Source organism: Winogradskyella pacifica, from assembly GCF_003386275.1.
GTDB classification, from domain to species: Bacteria; Bacteroidota; Bacteroidia; order Flavobacteriales; family Flavobacteriaceae; genus Winogradskyella; species Winogradskyella pacifica.
In genome coordinates, this window is sequence record NZ_QREI01000007.1 from 74,252 (window position 1) to 93,263 (window position 19,012).

Here is a 19,012-nt window from a genome sequence, read left to right on the forward strand (position 1 = left end):
TCAGGTTTCTAAAACCTGACAGGTCTCAAAAGATATAATCATGTTCCCAATTAGAAGAAACCGCAGATTAAGAACCAACGAAGCCATTAGAAGTTTAGTTAGAGAAACTTACATTACACCAAATGACTTTTTAGTACCACTTTTTGTTGTTGAAGGCAAAGGTGTAAAAGAAGAAATTGCATCGATGCCAAACTACTATCGTTTCAGTTTAGATTTACTAAAAGAAGAAGTGAAATTATTGTGGAGTTTAGGTTTAAAATCAGTTTTACTATTTGTTAAAGTAGATGATATTTTAAAAGATAACAAAGGAACCGAAGCATGGAATCCTGACGGCTTAATGCAACGCGCTATTAAAACCGTAAAAGATGTTTGTCCAGGCATGTTAGTGATGACCGATGTGGCTTTAGACCCCTATTCATCTTACGGACACGATGGTATTGTTGAAGGTGGAAAAATAATAAACGACGCAACCGTCGAAGCTTTAGCCGAAATGAGCATTTCTCACGCTGAAGCTGGTGCTGATTTTGTGGCACCAAGTGATATGATGGATGGTAGAATCATCGGTATTAGAGAGGCTTTAGATCAATCTAATCTTATTGATGTTGGTATTATGAGTTATTCTGCTAAATATGCCTCTGCATTTTATGGTCCTTTTAGAGACGCCTTGGATTCTGCTCCTGTGGATTTGGTAGATGTTCCTAAGGACAAAAAAACCTATCAAATGGATTTTGCTAATAGAGACGAAGCTATTAAAGAAACGGAAATGGATATTAATGAAGGAGCTGATATTGTGATGATAAAACCAGGTCTTTGTTACTTGGATATTGTTCGCGATATTAAAAACAACTTTAATGTGCCTGTGGCAGTTTACCAAGTTTCTGGTGAATACGCGATGTTAAAAGCTGCAGCCGAAAAAGGATGGTTAGATCATGATGCCGTGATGATGGAACAAGTAACTGCTATTAAGCGTGCTGGTGCTGATATTATTGCTAGTTATTTTGCTAAGGATGTGGTAAAGCTTATAAATGGATAAATAAATTAAGTTTAAAGCGAATCATTTTGAATATCAACTAAAGAACTGTTATACGTAAATACACAGGTATCGCTTACTACACTTGTAAAAGCTGCTAAAGTAAAATAAGCCATGAACAAGAATTGGAAAATACCATTAGCATATATAATTTTGGCTTTATGTTTTAGTTGCAAAGATGAAAATAAATCAAAAATTGAAGAATCATCCGTTTTTAAAATTCACTCCAATGAAGATTCTTTAAACAGTAGAAATAATAAATTTGCGGACTATCCTATTGATGAAATTCATTCAAACTTTAAAACATCTTATAAAGACTCTTTAGATTTGCTTCGTTTTTGGAGAAAATCAGCCTTTTCAACATTAGATACCATAAATGCTGACTTTTCAAATTTAAAAATCAAAAAATTATTGTCCGATTATTCTGATGGAGATAAGGGCATCACTGTAGGTAGAATTTATACCTCGCCAGATAACCTGTTTAAAATAGTTGTTGGACGTGGAGAATCTTGTGGTGCATACTGTAATCCTTATTGGGTTTCAGAAATTGTATTCGCAAATGGACAAATCATAAATGACTTAAATTTTAAAGATGTTGAAAACATTTATCTAATGCCAGATGGAAAATATCTAATAAAGGAAAAGAGCTTTGGTAGACCAGCAGCTGTTTATTCCGAAACAACAACATCGGCGACTCTAATATCACTTGAAAGCAATAAAATAAATTATCACCGATTCGATTATAATTACCCAAAATACAACGAGATTCAAAATGACAGTATTTATAATCCAAGCGGAAAACTTTCCTTGTCTCAAGAACATTTTATTGAAACAGCGCAATATCTAACTTTCAACAACAGCTCTAAAAAACTCTCATATGGCTATGCCACAGATTTTTATTATTGCTGTCAGATTGATTCAGTATATGCTTATACAGGTGAATTTGAATATAAAAATGGAGGATTTGTGCACTTAACTGAACAAAAAAAATTTATAGAAGTAGATTAATTATTGTTAAAACAAATAATACCCACTCACTAGAAAACACGCTTATATTAAATATAAGCGTGTTTTTTTTAACACTACTTGTAAGGCTTATAGAATTTTAAAGACAACTACTCTATAAATCTATTATCTATGATTAGAAAGTACGCGTTTTGGTTTGTTTCAATATTCATTTTACAAACGAGTTGTATCGGAGAAGATGTTATTACTGATTTTATAGAACCCGAGTTAAGAATTCTCAATCCAATAAGTTCATTACCCGCTTTAGAAACCTATCAATTTAACACAGCGTATTTTAATAATATTGGTATTGAAGAAGCAACCACAGTAACATGGAGTAGTTCTAACGAAACGATTGCTACTATTAATTCTTCAGGATTATTGACCGCAATATCTGAAGGCAGTTCAACTATATCTGCAAGCATTCAGGATGATGACATTTTTTTAGAAGAAAATTTCTCAATCACTATTACTGAAGACGGGACAGTTGTCATCACAGAACCTGTTGTAAAATCTGGAACCATAATTACAACGAGCAGTTATTTACTCACAGGTACATTTACGCTTCAAGAACAAGAAAACTCAAATAGTTTACTACTCTCAGTAAATAGCGACTACCAAGCAACGACAAGCTTACCTGGACTTTATTTATACCTAACCAATAATCCGAATTCCATTTCCGGTGCTTATAGCCTAGGACCTGTTAGTGTCTTTAATGGCGCACATACTTATACTATTCCCGATACAGCTATTAATGATTATGCCTATTTACTTTATTGGTGTCAACCTTTTGGCGTAAAAGTAGGAACTGGCGAAATATTAGATTAATTCATCTTTAGACCATTACAATGACCATAAAAAAATTAGTCGCAACACTAGCAATCATTTTATTCAGTTTTCAACTTTCTTTTGCACAATGGACAAAAGATAAAGGGAAAGGCTATTACAAAGTCTCTGCTTGGTATTTAGAGTCTGACCAACACTATACAGATACAGGCGATAAAGATCCTAACGCTACCCGAACAAATTTTAACTTCAATTTTTATGGTCAATACGGACTGACCAAAAAATGGGATTTAATCGCCTATGTTCCGTTTTTCGCAAGAACCACTCAAAACGATGTTGTTTCTGGTACAACAGGAGACGTTCTTACAGAAGGAGAAGCCGTTAATTCTATTGGAGATATCGATTTAGGAATAAGCTATGGTATTTTTAATAAAAATTCTTGGGCCTTATCTGCAACATTTACATTAGGACTTCCAACAGGTAAAAGTGAAGGAGGTTCCGATGGAAGTTTTCAGACAGGTGATGGAGAATTCAATCAACTTGTACAGCTAAATTTAGGTAAATCATTCAACATTTATAATCAGTCATTTTATGGTAAAGCGTATTTTGGTTTTAACAATAGAACGAATGATTTTTCAGATCAAATTACAACAGGAATAGAGTTTGGAACACAGCTAATTAAAAATAAATTTTGGTTAATAGGACGATTAAACACCATTCAATCGCTGCATAACGGAAGTCTAAATGCACAGAATTCTCAGGGCAGTATATTTGCTAATAATATTGAATATGTAGGTATCGGAGGAGAAGCCTCTTATTATATAACTAAAAAATTAGGAGTCTCATTAAATTATAGTTCACTTTTAAGTGGAAAAATTATTGCCGCTAATCCATCAATTAGTGCAGGAGTATTTTTAGATATCAAATAGAAAATACGTCAAAATCACATTAGAGTATCCCTTTTAATTACGCCCAAAATGTCGTAATTATTTTGAATACATAAAGCTAGTAATAGATGCTATTTTTAAAAAAAACACTATAAACCCTCTTATCAAACCTTCATTTTTGATTACTAATCAAATTAATTTCCCTATATTTAATTTCGAATCAATCGAATAACAAACAAATTAATTTCGAAATTAAAAATGGACGACATTGACGAGAGAATCATAAAAATGCTAAATACCAATGCACGTGAATCTTTTGCTACGATCGGAAAATCTGTAGATTTATCTGCTCCAGCCGTTGGTAAACGCGTAAAACAATTGGAAGAGAAAGGATTTATTTTAGGCTATTCACTTCGCCTTAATCATGAAAAACTCGGAGTCAATGTTAAGGCTTATATCAATCTGAAAATTCATCAATCTAGTACAATAAGAACCGCCTACAATCAAATTAGATATTTAGACGAAGTACAACGTTGCGATCGCATTACAGGTGAAGACAGCTTGTGTATTCTGGCTTATTTTAAAAGCAACAAAGAATTAGTAACGCTATTAGAACGCATCTCCCAATATGGAGTTCCCAATACGAGTCTCATTCTAGAAAGTTAGTACCATCTAAATATTGATGACTTCCTCCTCTAATGATTTAGTTATCCCCAAAAGGATTGCCACTAAACGTTACATACTCTTCTTGAGTTATGAGTTCTCCCTCTATAGGCTCTATGATATCCTCAGCTTCAGGATTATCAAAATCCATTTCAACAATTGTCCATAAGTTTATAACATCTTCAATTTCCATAATTAAACCGGGTAAACCGTTAAAACCTCTTGGACCATGCTTTACAGGAATTTCTGGAGTAAACCACGCCTTCACTTTCTTATCGCTGCGCTTATCTATGGTTGCCGCATAGCACGTATAGCCATCTATAACTTTAGATTCTTCCGTAATGGTCCATTCTTTTGGTTTTTGTATGACTCTTTTGGCAGGACCCATTATCGCATTTTGAGTGATACTATAATCGCGACTCCAATCATTGTAATAGGTTGTACTTCCTCCAGCCATCATCCATGAAAGATTAACATTACTTGGTGTAATTATAAGTCCATCACTACCATTATTCCATCCAGGAATATCAATTTTAGGCTCTACATTATAAATTGCAATACTATCATTAAATATCAAATAACCTTCAACGGGTTGCGATTCGTGCATCAATGCAAATACTTCATTCTGAGCATCTGTGTTTTCCTTATTTTCAAAAGGTTGCTCTATACTGTCCTTAATAATTTCGAGACGATAAGTTATTTTTCCTTTCAGTTGCGCAGATAAGCCATATGACCCTAGTAAAACGACTATTAAAATTGTATTTCTCATAACTTTAAATTTACAAATTTTTCTTAACTTGTTCTTTTTGATTATTAACTATAACTTAGTAATAACTAAAAAAATAGCGCACCATAAATTAGTATTCATTTCGTAACTTTGTACATCTAAAAACTTCAAAACATTAATGGGCTTACTCATTTTTTACGCTGTCATATCCATCTTTTTTTCATTCTTATGTTCTATTTTAGAGGCTGTACTTTTAAGCTTAACTCCAACATTTCTTAATATTAAAAAGAAAGAAGGTAAAGCTTATGCGCTTGAATTGGAAGAACTAAAAAAAGATGTCGATCGTCCACTAATTGCTATTCTAACATTAAATACTATTGCACATACTGTTGGTGCCATCTTAGTTGGTGTACAGGCAAAAGTCGCTTATGTAGAAATTTATGGTACTACTAAACGCTCTATTTTAGGTTTTGAGTTTACAGAAGATATCATGGTTGCTGTTGTGTCTACGGTTATGACGATTCTAATATTAGTTGCTTCAGAAATTATACCTAAAACCATTGGAGCCACCTATTGGAGGCAATTATCTAATTTTACAGCAAAAGCTTTAAATATTTTAATATTTCCACTAAAATGGACCGGTATTTTATGGGTGCTTCAATTAACCACAAAACTAATCGGAGGTAAAGGTCATGGTAGTATTTTAAGCCGAGAAAGTTTTGCCGCCATGGCAGATATTGCACATGAAGAAGGTGTATTTGAAGAAAACGAAAGTAAAGTCATTAAAAACTTATTGAATTTTAAAGAAGTACAAGCAAAGGATATTATGACTCCGCGTACAGTTATGAAAACTGAAAACGAGAGTATGACAATTGAAACGTTTTTTAAAGCCAATTCTAATATTCGATTTTCTAGAGTTCCTGTTTATACTGATGAATCTGATAATATTACAGGTTTAGTTTTAAAGGCTGAAGTTTTTAAAGAAATGGCACTAGGTAATGGTTCAAAATTATTATCCGATATTAAACGAAGCATTATTATTGTGAATCGTAGTTTGCCAATTCCTACCTTATTTGAGCAACTCGTAGAAAGCAGAAATCATTTGGCTTTGGTCGTAGATGAATACGGTACCGTAAGTGGATTAGTAACGATGGAGGATGTTATTGAAACACTGCTTGGATTAGAAATTATGGATGAAAGCGATAATGTATCTGACTTACAACTTTTGGCAAGACGAAGCTGGGAATCTAGAGCAAAACGTTTGGGTATCATTGAGAATGATAATCCAGAAAACTAAACTTTCTATTGGAACAGTTACCTCTACAAACCTGCTATATTGAAACTCCACTTGGACATGCAAAAATTAGTGGTAATGAAGATGGTATTTCCTCGGTTTCAATTGTAGATACACAAGAAGAATTATCAAATCCTATTCATGAATCTTTACTAGATTGTGTCATTCAGCTTAAAGAATACTTCAACACTACTAGAAAAAATTTCGACTTAAAACTACATCCTGAAGGCACTGATTTTCAGAAAAAGGTATGGAAGCAATTGGAAACTATTCCTTTTGGTAAATCCATATCCTATTTACAACTATCCAAACAACTAGGTGATGTAAAAGCCATAAGAGCTGCTGCAAGTGCCAATGGGAAAAATCCGCTTTGGATTATTATACCTTGCCACCGAGTGATTGGCAGTGATGGAAGCCTCACAGGTTATGCTGGTGGGTTATACAGAAAACAATGGTTACTTAATCATGAAAGCGAGTACAAACAACAGTCACTTTTTTAGTCAGAATTTTACTATATTTAATTTTTAAATTGCTCCTACAAAACGAGCGTTTCGCAAACGTCTCAGATAAACAAGTCATATTTAGCGAACAGCCTATGACAATTAAAAACCAATACGTATAAACACATGAAATTCATCAAAAAACTACTAAAATGGCTTCTCGGAATTATTGTCGCATTAGTTATTGCTGCTTATATTTTTGATTATGATTACATCTTAAAAGGTGTCCGAGTTGTTTATTTCACAGGCCATTCTACAGCCTTTATTGACGATTACCCTTATTTTGAAAATGATACGATTAAAAAAGGAACAACAACGGATGATTGGCCATTGCACAAAGAATACAATTCCGTAAATGCTACAGACGCGTTAAAAGCAATTAATGATCAGTATGGTACAATTGCGTATTTGATTATAAAAAATGATAGTATTTTCTATGAAAATTATGCTGAAGATTACAGTAAAGATTCTAAAACCAATTCGTTTTCAATGGCTAAAAGTATCACCTCAGCTTTACTTGGTAAGGCGATTATGGATGGCTATATAAAGAATTTAGATCAACCCATTAGTGATTTCTACCCGCAATTTAAAGGTACAAAAACAACAGTTGGCGACTTATCGTCTATGTCTTCTGGCTTAGATTGGGTAGAATCTTATACAAGTCCATTCTCTATTACGGCAAGAGCGAATTATGATGATGATTTAGCTGAAACAATTTTAAATCAGAAAGTCGTAAAAACACCTGGTAAAGAATTTGAATACTTAAGTGGCAGTACACAACTACTCGGTATGGTCATCAAAGAAGCCACCGGAAAACAACTAGCAACCTATCTTTCTGAAAGTTTTTGGCAACCTTTAGGAGCAGAAAACGATGCGTTATGGCAATTAGATGATGGCGACAATAAATTAGCAAAAGCCTTTTGCTGTATCTCTAGTAATGCTCGCGATTTTGCGCGCTTTGGTAAGCTCTACAAAGACCATGGAAAATGGAATGGCAAACAAGTACTAGATTCTACTTTTGTAGCCAGGTCAACCCAATCTAGATTTAAAGGTCAGCCTTATGGTTATGGCTTTTGGGTAAGTGATTATAACAATAAACACACCTTTGCAATGATCGGTATTTTAGGGCAATATGTAATTACAATTCCCGAAGATAACGTCATCATTATCAGACTTGGACATCATAGAAGTCCTGAGAAAGTTAATTTTTTCCCTTCGGATTTTTATGTTTATATTGATGAAGCTTATGCGATGATGAAGAAATAGACTTATTTAGAATTAAAATCTCTAAGGCTTTTTAAACTTTTGAGGTTTAAAAATTGATACCTATGATTTCAAAACTCAACTTAGAACACATTCTATTCTTAGACATAGAAACTGTTCCTGAAACGGAAAACTTCACTGATTTAGACAAAACAAAACAAGATCTTTGGGATGCTAAATCGCGCTATCAACGCAAAGAAGAATTTACAGCCGAAGAATTTTACGACAGAGCAGGCATTTGGGCTGAGTTTGGAAAAATTGTATGCATTTCCGTTGGGTATTTTAATATAGAAGGTGAATCGAGAACCTTTAGAGTTACGTCGTTTTATGGAGATGAAATCAAGATTTTAAAGGATTTTAAAAATTTACTGATTTCACATTTCAGTTCTAATAAGCATTTACTTTGTGCCCATAACGGTAAGGAATTCGACTTTCCATATATCGCTAGACGTATGATTATCCACAATATAGAATTACCACACAAACTAAATCTCTTCGGCAAAAAGCCATGGGAAGTACCACATCTTGATACTTTAGAGTTATGGAAATTTGGTGATTACAAAACATACACCTCTTTAAAATTATTGACTAACGTTTTAGGTATTCCTTCACCTAAAGATGATATTGATGGCAGTGAAGTTTACCGCGTCTATTACAAAGAAAAAGAGATTGACAGAATTGTTGTCTATTGTGAAAAAGATACGATTGCCGTAGCTCAAATATTCTTAAGATTACGAGGAGACGAATTACTTGAAGACAATGAAATAAAACATATCTAAAAAAAAGTCCAGATTTAAAATCTGGACTTTTCATTTTCAACTAATTCATTAAGATCTTATTCCTTAATAAATCGCTTTACTTTAGTTTTCTCACCAATGTTTACTTGTAACATATAAACACCACTATCAAATTTAGAGACATCAATCGCAGAGGTGTAACGTCCTTTTGCTACCGTCTGTCCTAACATATTTGTAATTTGAAACGTTTGTGCTTCAAAACCAACTAAATCAATATTAAGCGTCTGCTTAACAGGATTTGGATATACTTTAAAATATTGGTTTGGATTATCTGAGATTGTACCAGGATTAGTATCTAAGGTTGAATTCCCCCCCACGTTACCTAAACAGAAATTAGTAGTTTGAGAGCTTGTAAATGATGAACCAGATACTAAAATTACTCCCGAATCTGAATTTGTTAGAGAATAAGAACCATTCCCATAAGAACAGCAAATACCATCTCCATAAACATCAGTAATTATAAAATCGTAGCAACCATCTTCTAAACAGCCTACATCAACAGTTAAAGTAGAACCATCTGCCTGAGAACCATAAGTTCCTCCAGAAGCCACTGTACTGCCAGATGCATCTCTTATACTCCAAGCCGTTTCTTCAGGATAATTATCAAATGTAATTGAAAGTGACACATCAGAGCATGAACTTGAACCTCCACCTGTAGTAAGATTAACAGCATCAATAGCCATATCACCTTGCCAAGTTGTTCCTGTAATTCCATTAAAACGTAATTGAATTGAACTACCAACATAAGCAGCTAAATTCACACTACCTGTTAACCATGAATTTCCCTGATTACCAGACTCACTCCAAATACTTGTCCAAGATGATCCATTGTCATCACTCACTTCTAAAGCTAAACTTCCCATTGAAGAAGTCCCATACATATGATATTTAAAAGTAAAAGTCGCTTGTGATGCGCTTCCTAAATCAAAACAAGGAGAATTTAGAATCGCTCTTTTTGTTGAATAATTAGGTGAAGACGATTCCATAAATAAATAGTAAGAACCAGCATCTGCACTTGAAGGACCTGTATTACTAGATGGTGTACTTCCACTTCTATTTGTCCAATTAAAATCATCGCTAGAACTTTGAGACCAAGATCCTAAGGTGTTTTCAAAACTTTCAGAATATGGAAACGTAGAAATACCACCTGAACAATCACCAGTAGAAGGTTGCGCTACCACAATAGACCTTGTGCGTTGTGTTGCTGAGTTTCCAGCGGCATCACTTACATTGTAATATTTAATATAGGTTCCTACTGAATTGGTATTAACCGTTCCTGTGATTACGATACTCGATGTTAAATTACCATCACTATTATCTGTTGCAGTTGCCCCTAACTCATTATAAGTGTCTCCAACCTCTAAATTAATTGTTGATGCTCCTGTTAAGGTAATTACTGGCGCAGTGGTGTCTGCAGGCTGTGATACCACAATCGACCTTGTACGTTGGATTGCTGTATTTCCTGCTGCATCACTTACATTATAATATTTGGTATAAGTTCCCGCGGAATTGGTATTTACCGTTCCTGTGATGACGATACTCGACGTTAAGTTGCCATCAACATTATCAGTTGCAGTTGCCCCTAACTCAGTATAAGTACCTCCAACTTCTAAGTTAATTGTTACTGCTCCGTTTAGCGTAATAACTGGCGCTGTTGTATCTGTAGTGCCTGCAATTATGTTAACGGTGTAATCTTCAACTTCACCATAAGTAAATGATTGACACGCTGTAGGAATCGCATCATAACTCATAGCAACACGCATTCTTGTAGCTCCAGAATAGGTTCCTACAGGTATTGTAAAGCTTGCGCTAACAGGTGACGTTTGTGTTGCTGCTTGTGATAAAACTTGTTCTCCCGAATCTGAGAAATCACCATCATGGTTATAATCAATCCATACTGAATAACCCTCATTATATTGAGTTCCTGTCCAAGTTGGAGTTACACTTACCGTATAACTTTGACCTTGAGTTAAATTGGTTGACATATTTGTAAAATCCGAATAAAATTGTGCGCCAGAGGAATTATTAATAGTCCCTAATTGCACTCTACTAATGTACTCATCGTTAACATTACTACTTGTTGATGTACAATAGTTTAATTGCACTTCGGTTGTCGTAAAATTCACAGAACTTGTATAACTCGATGTTGAACTATCTGCACATTGACTTCTTACTTGCACTTCATAAGACGTTTCTGGAGATAAACCAGACAAAGATGTTGATGTTCCTGAAACTGCAGATGTTGTCCATGTTGATGTTCCGACTTGACGGTATCTCAAATCATAAGTCGCACCAGTTACAGCATCCCAAGATATCGTAGCTGTAGAAGAACCAAATCCATCAATAGATAAACCTGTTGGTGTCGTTGCACTACAAACTATTGGCGTTCCAGATAAGCCCGTAACAATTAATGAATAATTTTGACTTCCACCTGTTAATGAGCCTTTATGCGTAATTGTAATCGTATACGTTCCTGAAGCATTTGCTACATCTACACGTTCGTAAGGATCCTTAGTATTGTCTCCTTGTCCATTTGTTGTAACTCCTGTTAATCTCCAAGGAGTATAACTTGTACCTCCTTTAGTCACTCTAATATCTAAATCATTAACTAAATTAGATGCAGTAGAATTTACAGCTGTAGACGCTGTTCCTGCTCTATCCGTCCAAGAAACTGAAGCATATAAATCATTTATGCCGTCAGAGTCTACAGTAATTTGATAAGACTGTCCATTAGATAGTGTTAACTCTTCAATTTTAGATGCATTTCCATTGTTTGTAATTGCTTCAGCAGCACGCTTGGTGTTCATTAAACCCCAACCAAAGACAGCATCTGGTCCGCTAGTACCAGCATCATCTGCAGTATGAAGCGCCAAGCCCTTTAGAGTAGCTGCTCGCATATAACTCCCGTTTACATTGTTAGCATGTTGTTGTAGTAATAATAAAGAACCTGCAACATTTGGCGATGCCATAGACGTCCCCGTTATACTATTATATGCTGTATTACTAGACTCGTAAGTAGAATATACCGAAGTACCATTACCAGTAATATCTGGTTTAATTCTATAATCATCGGTAGGTCCTTCACTACTACTGCTATTTATTGTTACACTTACTAGATTTCCGTTAGCATCAATATTAGCATCATTTGCATTTGCTACAACCATTCCGTTTTTTGCTGTCGCATGTCCTGATAATTTATCATACGAAGAATTTCCAGCGAGAGGCGAGGAATTTGCAGAATTATCGCTTCCATCGTTTCCTGCTGCAACAACCATTAAATAATTTGGCGCATTAAACATAATCTCATCCCAATCTCTAGAATCCGTAATATAACCTCCAAAATAATAACTAGGCAATTGAGCTTGTCCTGCTGAATTTCTAGCGGCATAACCATAAGAATGATTAGAAATTAACATACCGTTTGCTGCAGCTGTAGAGGCCTCAGACGTATCATTATTCCAATCGTAACCGACAGCATAGGCCTGTGGCGCCATTCCTTTTGAATTTGCTACAACACCAGATGCGATAATAGTTCCGGTAACATGTGCTGAATGATAATGTAACGCGGATGTTCCATCTCCAATTGAAAATCGATTATTACCTCCTGGCCCATCATATTCCTGGTGTGTTGTTCTTGCCAAACCACCATCCCAAACATGGGCTATCATATTTTGACCATCAAGACTTAAACCTAATGAACCTCCAGAATTTAAATGATTCGCTCTTGTAGACTTTGCTGCAGCGACATTAAATGTGCTGTAATAAATAGGTTTTCCTTCTGAAGAGATTTTTTGAAGTTCCATATAAGAAACTTCAGTTTTAATTATAAGTGGCCAACCATTAACTAATGCCATTTGTGTAGCAAAATCCTTTTCGGCACTAGCTAGCTTACTAAAATTTTCGCTTAATTCTTTAATCGCTTGTTTATCATAGCGACTTGTGATCTGTTCTTTTTGAGAATCGGTTTGTGCATATGCTGATAGAACAGACAGCATTAATACGATTACACAAACACCATTAAAATACCTTTTTTTCATACTAAATAGGGATTATTTATGATTATTTATTTGTTAATTTTCTTGAAAGTATTAAAATTTTGTTAAAATCACAATTTAACGAAAACGTTTTCGTTGAAATATAGCTGCTTTTTTTAGGTTACGGTTTTACCACAGTACTATTGAAGAAAATAACTACATTTACATATGGCAAACGAGAAATTAATAGAAGTTGATGGATTAGAAATTTCCTTTTTTAAGGATAATATTGAGAAAGAAATTATTAAGAATATTTCCTTTCATATTAATCCAAATGAAATTGTAGCTGCTGTTGGTGAATCTGGTTCCGGAAAATCTATTTCATCATTAGCTTTAATGGGCTTATTACCAAAACAAATTTCTAAAATCACTTCTGGTTCTATCTTATTTAAAAATGGAAACCTCGTTGGTTTATCTGAAAAAGAATTTCAAGCTAAAAGAGGAAAAGACATTGCGATGATTTTTCAAGAACCTATGAGTTCTTTAAATCCGTCGATGCGATGTGGTAGACAGGTTGAAGAAATCTTAAAACAACATTTTAAATTATCAACTTCAGAAATCAAAACTGAAGTTTTAAATCTATTTGAAAAAGTAAAGCTTCCTAATCCAGAAAGGATCTACAAAGCTTATCCTCATGAAATTTCAGGGGGGCAAAAACAACGCGTCATGATTGCCATGGCCATTGCCTGCAAACCACAACTATTAATTGCGGATGAGCCAACTACAGCTTTGGATGTTACGGTTCAAAAAGAGATTTTAGAGTTATTGAAGACCATTCAGACCGAAACAAAAATGAGTGTACTGTTTATTTCGCACGACTTATCCTTGGTTTCCGAACTCGCAGATCGTGTCCTCGTAATGTATAGAGGAGAAATTGTAGAACAAGGCACTACAGATACCATTTTTAATCATCCGGAACATAATTATACGAAAGCATTAATCGGAGCACGCCCTTCAACTGAATTTAGATTAAAACAATTACCAACAATTTCAGATTTTATGACTGATAAGGTGAGTACAGCGATTGTTTCAGATTTAGAAAGAGCAGAAAATCACGAAAAACTATATGCACAGAAGCCTTTATTAGAAGTTATAGATGTTGAAAAAACATATTTCTCAAAAACAGGATGGTTCTCTAAAGACCTCTCATTTAATGCTGTTGATGGTGTAAGCTTTAAAGTGTATCCTGGTGAAACTATAGGTTTGGTAGGTGAATCTGGTTGTGGTAAATCGACTCTAGGTAATGCTATTTTACAGCTAGACAAAGCCACAGCTGGGCGCATTTTATACAGAGGAAAGGATATTACTAATTTAAGTCGTTCGGACATGAGAACGTTACGAAAAGATATTCAGATTATATTTCAGGATCCTTTCGCTTCTTTAAATCCGCGTTTAACTGTTGGTAATGCCATTTTAGAACCTATGACGGTTCACAACATCGGAACCTCTAATAAAGCACGGAAAGAAAAAGTAATTGATATTTTAGAAAAAGTAGGTCTAGACGCCTCTGCTTTTGACCGTTATCCTCATGAATTTTCTGGAGGGCAACGTCAACGTGTGGGTATTGCAAGGACAATTGCTTTAGAACCGCAACTTATAGTTTGTGACGAATCAGTTTCGGCTTTAGACATTTCTGTACAAGCACAAGTTTTAAATTTATTGAATGATTTAAAGTCCCAATTTGGGTTTACCTATATATTTATTTCGCACGACTTGGCCGTTGTAAAATATATGGCAGATCAGTTATTAGTAATGAATCAAGGTAAAATTGAAGAAATTGGAGATGCAGATCTAATTTACAGCGCTCCGAAGCAAGCTTACACAAAAAAACTTATTCATGCTATCCCAAAAGGATTATAGCATGAATACTCTTTTTGCTAATTTTAAAACATTTGAGACTAACTCCAAAGTGTTTTCTAATGCTGAAAATTGGTAATCTTCATTTAAAATAGGTTCTGGTAAATTTGTTTGAGTTTTCATAAGCAGGAATTTATGGTAGATTTGGGGCAAAAAGGTAAATCTCGGTTTATGTTAAATCAGGTTAATAATAGGTCTATTTGGGGACTGCAATATGAAACATATTTTTGTTTTATCTGTCTAAATACACTATAAATCGATGAAATACATTTATTTTTAACATTTAACATATGATATGAGGAATTTACTCACAAAAAAACCGCTATAATTAGCGGCTTTAATTTTTTATAATGACATTATCTACAATTTCATTTCAGGGATATCTCCTTCAATAATTAGCGCTCCCTCTGTTGCATTTTTGATGTCATCTACAGAGACTCCCGGTGCGCGTTCTAAAAGTTTAAACCCTTTTGATGTTACTTCTATAACCGCCATGTTTGTTACTATTTTCTTTACACAGCCTACTCCTGTTAATGGTAATGAGCAGTTTTTAAGCAACTTAGACTCACCAGCTCGGTTAGTATGCATCATAGCTACAATTATATTCTCTGCACTCGCCACTAAGTCCATAGCACCTCCCATACCTTTAACCATTTTACCTGGAATTTTCCAATTGGCTATATCACCATTTTCTGACACTTCCATGGCACCAAGTATCGTTAAATCAACATGTTGTCCTCTAATCATAGCAAAACTCATTGCTGAATCAAAAAATGAAGCCCCTGGTAAGGTTGTTATGGTTTGTTTTCCTGCATTAATGATATCTGCATCTTCTTCTCCTTCAAAAGGAAATGGTCCCATTCCTAAAACACCATTTTCACTCTGAAATTCGACTTCGATATCATCTCTTACATAATTGGCTACCAATGTTGGTATACCAATACCTAAATTAACATAGTAACCATCTTGTACTTCCTTTGCAATTCGTTTTGCTATTCCGTTTTTATCTAACATAACTATGCTTTTTGTCTTACCGTTAGTTGCTCAATTCTCTTTTCGTACATCTCACCTTGAAATATGCGTTGTACAAATATGCCTGGTATATGAATTTGATTAGGATCTAACTCTCCGACTGGCACTAACTCTTCAACCTCAGCAACTGTTATTTTTGCTGCTCCACACATTACCGGATTAAAATTACGAGCTGTTCCTTTAAAAATTAAATTACCAGCAGCATCACCCTTCCAGGCTTTTACAAAGGCAAAATCGGCTTTAAAAGCATGTTCTAACACATACATTTTTCCATCAAATTCTCGAGTTTCTTTACCTTCTGCAACTTCTGTTCCGTAACCAGCAGGTGTATATATTGCAGGAAATCCTGCTTGCGCTGCTCTGCAACGTTCCGCTAATGTACCTTGAGGAATTAATTCAACATCTAATTCGCCCGAAAGCATTTGTCGTTCAAACTCATCGTTCTCTCCAACATAAGATGAGACCATCTTTTTGATTTGCTTTTGATGTAGTAATAAACCCAAACCAAAATCATCGACTCCTGCATTATTAGAAATACAGGTTAGTCCTTTTATATTACGTTTTACGAGGTCGGCAATAGCATTTTCTGGAATACCAGATAAGCCAAAACCACCGAACATAAAGGTCATATTATCACTGACTCCTTTTAGGGCTTCAGAAATATTGTCCACTTTTTTATTAATCATAGTTAGAAAAATTTTGCTTTTGAAAAATACAAAACTAAGTCCTAAATTTATAATTAATAGTCATAAAAGAAGGGTATGACCATTCTGGGTCACTAGAAATCTAATTCTATATTATCGACACCATCAGACTCGTCAAGAATATCTCCTTCGTCTTTAGCTGTACAGTCAATATCAATTTTTAAATTTGAAGGTTTTTCAAATTGTCCTTTAGAGACTTCTAAGGTTTCATCTGCGTAACAAGCGTTCATGTATAACCCCCAAATTGGCAATGCCATAGAAGCACCTTGGCCATAAGTAATAGTTCTAAAATGCGCAGCTCTATCTTCCGCACCAACCCAGACACCAGTAACTAAATTTGGCACCATACCCATAAACCAACCGTCACTTTGGTTTTGCGTAGTACCCGTTTTACCTGCAATTGGATTTTGTAAATCATAAGGATACCCCGTCATGACTTCTCTATACATTTGATTGTACTTATCTACCCCTTTAGATCTTAAACGTCCTCCGGAACCCGCTTTTGTAACACCTTCCATAAGATTTACAGTTACATAAGCAACTTCTTCACTTAACACATCTTTACTCTCAGGAACAAATTGGTACAGAATGGTACCATTTTTATCTTCAATACGTGTTACCATCACCGGTTTATTGTAAACCCCTTTATTGGCAAATGTAGAATAGGCTGCCACCATCTCATAAACACTGATATCTGCTGTTCCTAATGCAATAGCCGGAACTGGCAGAATCTCTGATGTAACCCCTAATTTTCTAGCCATCTCTACAACAGGTTGTGGCCCAACCTCATTCATTAAACGCGCTGTAATTGTATTTGTTGAACTGGCTAAAGCGTCTTTTAGCGATTGCTCACCAGAATAGCTACCATCAGAATTTTTAGTGGTCCAAGGTTCTGGATTTCCAAATTTATTAGCTTCAATTGTAATTGGGGCTCTTGGAAATATATCGCAAGGAGATAACTGTAATTGATCGATTGCCGTAGCATAAACAAAAGGTTTAAACGTAGAACCAACTTGACGTTTTCCTTGTTTCACCATATCATATTGAAAATGTCTATAATTCATACCTCCGACCCAAGCTTTTACATGACCCGTTTGTGGATCCATAGACATCATTCCTGTGCGTAAAAACGATTTATAATAACGCATAGAATCTATAGGTTTCATAATGGTATCTATCTCACTAGCATCACCATCTATCCATTTAAAAACTCTCATTTCCGTTGGTTTTTGAAATGACGCTTCAATCTCCTTATCTGACTTTCCTTGTTTTTTAAGAATTCTCCAACGCTCACCACGTCTCATGCCGTCACTCATCAATTTATTAACCTCAACAGTACTAAGATCTAAGAAAGGTGCTGTTTTATTGCGCTCTGGCGTATTCTGATTATCAAATTCAGCTTGTAACCTTGGCATGTGTTGATTTACGGCGTTTTCAGCATATTGCTGCATACGCGAATCTATAGTTGTAAAAATTTTAAGTCCATCAGTATACAAGTCGTACTTGTCACCATCTGGTTTTCTATTCTTATCATCCTTTGCCCAATCTTTCATAAAACCCCTTAGGTATTCTCTAAAATATGTCGCAATCCCTTCTCTATGTGATTCAGGTGAATAATTTAAATCTAATTCTGTTTTTTGAAGCGAATCTTTTTCAGTTTCTGTGATGTAATCGTATTTAGCCATTTGAGCTAAGACAACATTTCGCCTATTTCTAACACCTACAGGATTCTTATGTGGTCTTGGGTTGTATAAAGAAGAATTCTTAAACATACCAACTAACATTGCTGATTCTTTAACATCTAAGTCTCTTGGTTCTTTTCCGAAATAGATACGAGATGCAGAACGTATACCATCACCGTTATTACCAAAATCATAGATATTAAAATACATGGCAATAATTTCTTCCTTTGTGTATTGACGCTCTAAACGAATGGCTATGACCCATTCTTGTATTTTTTGAATTATAGCATTGGTCGTATTATCTTTATCTCTAACTCCAATAAACAATTGTCTAGCCAACTGTTGTGAAATTGTACTTGCACCACCTTTACTTCCTAAAAAGACAAAAGCTCTAAGTGTACCACGTCCATCAATTCCAGAATGCTCATAATGACGTACATCTTCTGTAGCAATTAAGGCATCTACTAAGTTTTTTGGTAAATCTTCATAACCAATTGGAGTTCTGTTATCATCAAAATAAAACTTACCTAATGTTTGATCATCAGACGATATTATTTCTGAAGCTAAATTTGTTTCAGGATTTTCTAATCTTGTATAGTCTGGCATTTCTCCTAAAACTCCCCAAGAGGCTAATAAAAACACTAACACGACAGCTAAGATGCCACCTAAAAATACTATCCAAAACCAACGTACATATTTTGAAAAATCTAATGTTTCTGATTTAGATTTCGTTGTTTTCTTTTTTGCCATA

Annotated in this window: 16 protein-coding genes; 10 read left to right on the forward strand and 6 right to left on the reverse strand. The window is 34.8% G+C overall.

Features of this window, described 5'->3' with window-relative positions; translation table 11 throughout:
* Window positions 1–40: 40 nt before the first annotated feature.
* The 5 genes from hemB to DFQ09_RS14130 all read left to right on the forward strand — a co-directional run bounded on the left by hemB (window position 41) and on the right by DFQ09_RS14130 (window position 4,374).
* Entirely contained in the window at window positions 41–1,033 is a 993-nt protein-coding gene (hemB, locus tag DFQ09_RS14110) for a porphobilinogen synthase (RefSeq protein ID WP_115811440.1), read from the forward strand.
* Between the two features lie 111 nt (window positions 1,034–1,144).
* A complete protein-coding gene (locus tag DFQ09_RS14115) occupies window positions 1,145–2,038 on the forward strand; it encodes a hypothetical protein (RefSeq protein ID WP_115811442.1) in 894 nt (297 codons plus the stop codon).
* Window positions 2,039–2,167: 129 nt separating this feature from the next.
* Entirely contained in the window at window positions 2,168–2,863 is a 696-nt protein-coding gene (locus tag DFQ09_RS14120) for an Ig-like domain-containing protein (protein ID WP_115811444.1), read from the forward strand.
* A gap of 20 nt (window positions 2,864–2,883) precedes the next feature.
* Complete coding sequence (locus DFQ09_RS14125; protein ID WP_115811446.1) at window positions 2,884–3,750, forward strand: hypothetical protein; 867 nt, start codon at window positions 2,884–2,886, stop codon at window positions 3,748–3,750.
* A 216-nt stretch (window positions 3,751–3,966) separates the two neighbouring features.
* Window positions 3,967–4,374, forward strand: a complete 408-nt coding sequence (locus DFQ09_RS14130; RefSeq protein WP_115811448.1) for an Lrp/AsnC family transcriptional regulator — start codon at window positions 3,967–3,969, stop codon at window positions 4,372–4,374.
* 37 nt (window positions 4,375–4,411) lie between these two features.
* Here DFQ09_RS14130 and DFQ09_RS14135 read toward each other — a convergent pair whose 3' ends face one another.
* Window positions 4,412–5,140: a GLPGLI family protein gene (locus tag DFQ09_RS14135; protein ID WP_115811450.1), complete on the reverse strand. Its 729-nt coding sequence runs from the start codon at window positions 5,138–5,140 to the stop codon at window positions 4,412–4,414.
* A 136-nt stretch (window positions 5,141–5,276) separates the two neighbouring features.
* Here DFQ09_RS14135 and DFQ09_RS14140 point away from each other — a divergent pair, with 136 nt between their 5' ends.
* The 4 genes from DFQ09_RS14140 (at window position 5,277) to DFQ09_RS14155 (ending at window position 8,934) form a co-directional block, all read left to right on the forward strand.
* Window positions 5,277–6,395: a CNNM domain-containing protein gene (locus DFQ09_RS14140; protein WP_115811452.1), complete on the forward strand. Its 1,119-nt coding sequence runs from the start codon at window positions 5,277–5,279 to the stop codon at window positions 6,393–6,395.
* Between the two features lie 8 nt (window positions 6,396–6,403).
* Window positions 6,404–6,892, forward strand: coding sequence for a methylated-DNA--[protein]-cysteine S-methyltransferase (locus DFQ09_RS14145; protein WP_115811454.1), 489 nt, complete (start codon window positions 6,404–6,406; stop codon window positions 6,890–6,892).
* Window positions 6,893–7,018: 126 nt separating this feature from the next.
* Window positions 7,019–8,158 carry a serine hydrolase domain-containing protein gene (locus tag DFQ09_RS14150; RefSeq protein WP_115811456.1) on the forward strand — a complete coding sequence of 380 codons (1,140 nt, stop codon included), beginning with the start codon at window positions 7,019–7,021 and terminating at the stop codon, window positions 8,156–8,158.
* A gap of 62 nt (window positions 8,159–8,220) precedes the next feature.
* Complete coding sequence (locus DFQ09_RS14155; RefSeq protein ID WP_115811458.1) at window positions 8,221–8,934, forward strand: 3'-5' exonuclease; 714 nt, start codon at window positions 8,221–8,223, stop codon at window positions 8,932–8,934.
* 56 nt (window positions 8,935–8,990) lie between these two features.
* Here the strand turns inward: DFQ09_RS14155 and DFQ09_RS14160 are convergent, their stop codons facing one another.
* Window positions 8,991–12,989: an immunoglobulin-like domain-containing protein gene (locus tag DFQ09_RS14160; RefSeq protein WP_115811460.1), complete on the reverse strand. Its 3,999-nt coding sequence runs from the start codon at window positions 12,987–12,989 to the stop codon at window positions 8,991–8,993.
* Window positions 12,990–13,154: 165 nt separating this feature from the next.
* On the opposite strand from DFQ09_RS14160, the gene DFQ09_RS14165 reads away from it, so the two are divergent.
* Window positions 13,155–14,846: an ABC transporter ATP-binding protein gene (locus DFQ09_RS14165; protein WP_115811462.1), complete on the forward strand. Its 1,692-nt coding sequence runs from the start codon at window positions 13,155–13,157 to the stop codon at window positions 14,844–14,846.
* On the opposite strand, the gene DFQ09_RS19120 is transcribed toward DFQ09_RS14165, so the two are convergent.
* The 4 genes from DFQ09_RS19120 to DFQ09_RS14180 form a co-directional block, all read right to left on the reverse strand.
* Window positions 14,841–14,966, reverse strand: a complete 126-nt coding sequence (locus DFQ09_RS19120) for a hypothetical protein (RefSeq protein ID WP_257018517.1) — start codon at window positions 14,964–14,966, stop codon at window positions 14,841–14,843. The genes DFQ09_RS14165 and DFQ09_RS19120 overlap by 6 nt on opposite strands.
* Window positions 14,967–15,203: 237 nt before the next feature.
* Window positions 15,204–15,857, reverse strand: coding sequence for a CoA transferase subunit B (locus DFQ09_RS14170; RefSeq protein ID WP_115811464.1), 654 nt, complete (start codon window positions 15,855–15,857; stop codon window positions 15,204–15,206).
* A gap of 2 nt (window positions 15,858–15,859) precedes the next feature.
* Window positions 15,860–16,561, reverse strand: coding sequence for a CoA transferase subunit A (locus DFQ09_RS14175; RefSeq protein WP_115811466.1), 702 nt, complete (start codon window positions 16,559–16,561; stop codon window positions 15,860–15,862).
* Window positions 16,562–16,653: 92 nt separating this feature from the next.
* On the reverse strand, window positions 16,654–19,011 hold the full coding sequence (locus tag DFQ09_RS14180) for a penicillin-binding protein 1A (protein WP_115811468.1): 2,358 nt from the start codon (window positions 19,009–19,011) through the stop codon (window positions 16,654–16,656).
* Window position 19,012: the final 1 nt, after the last annotated feature.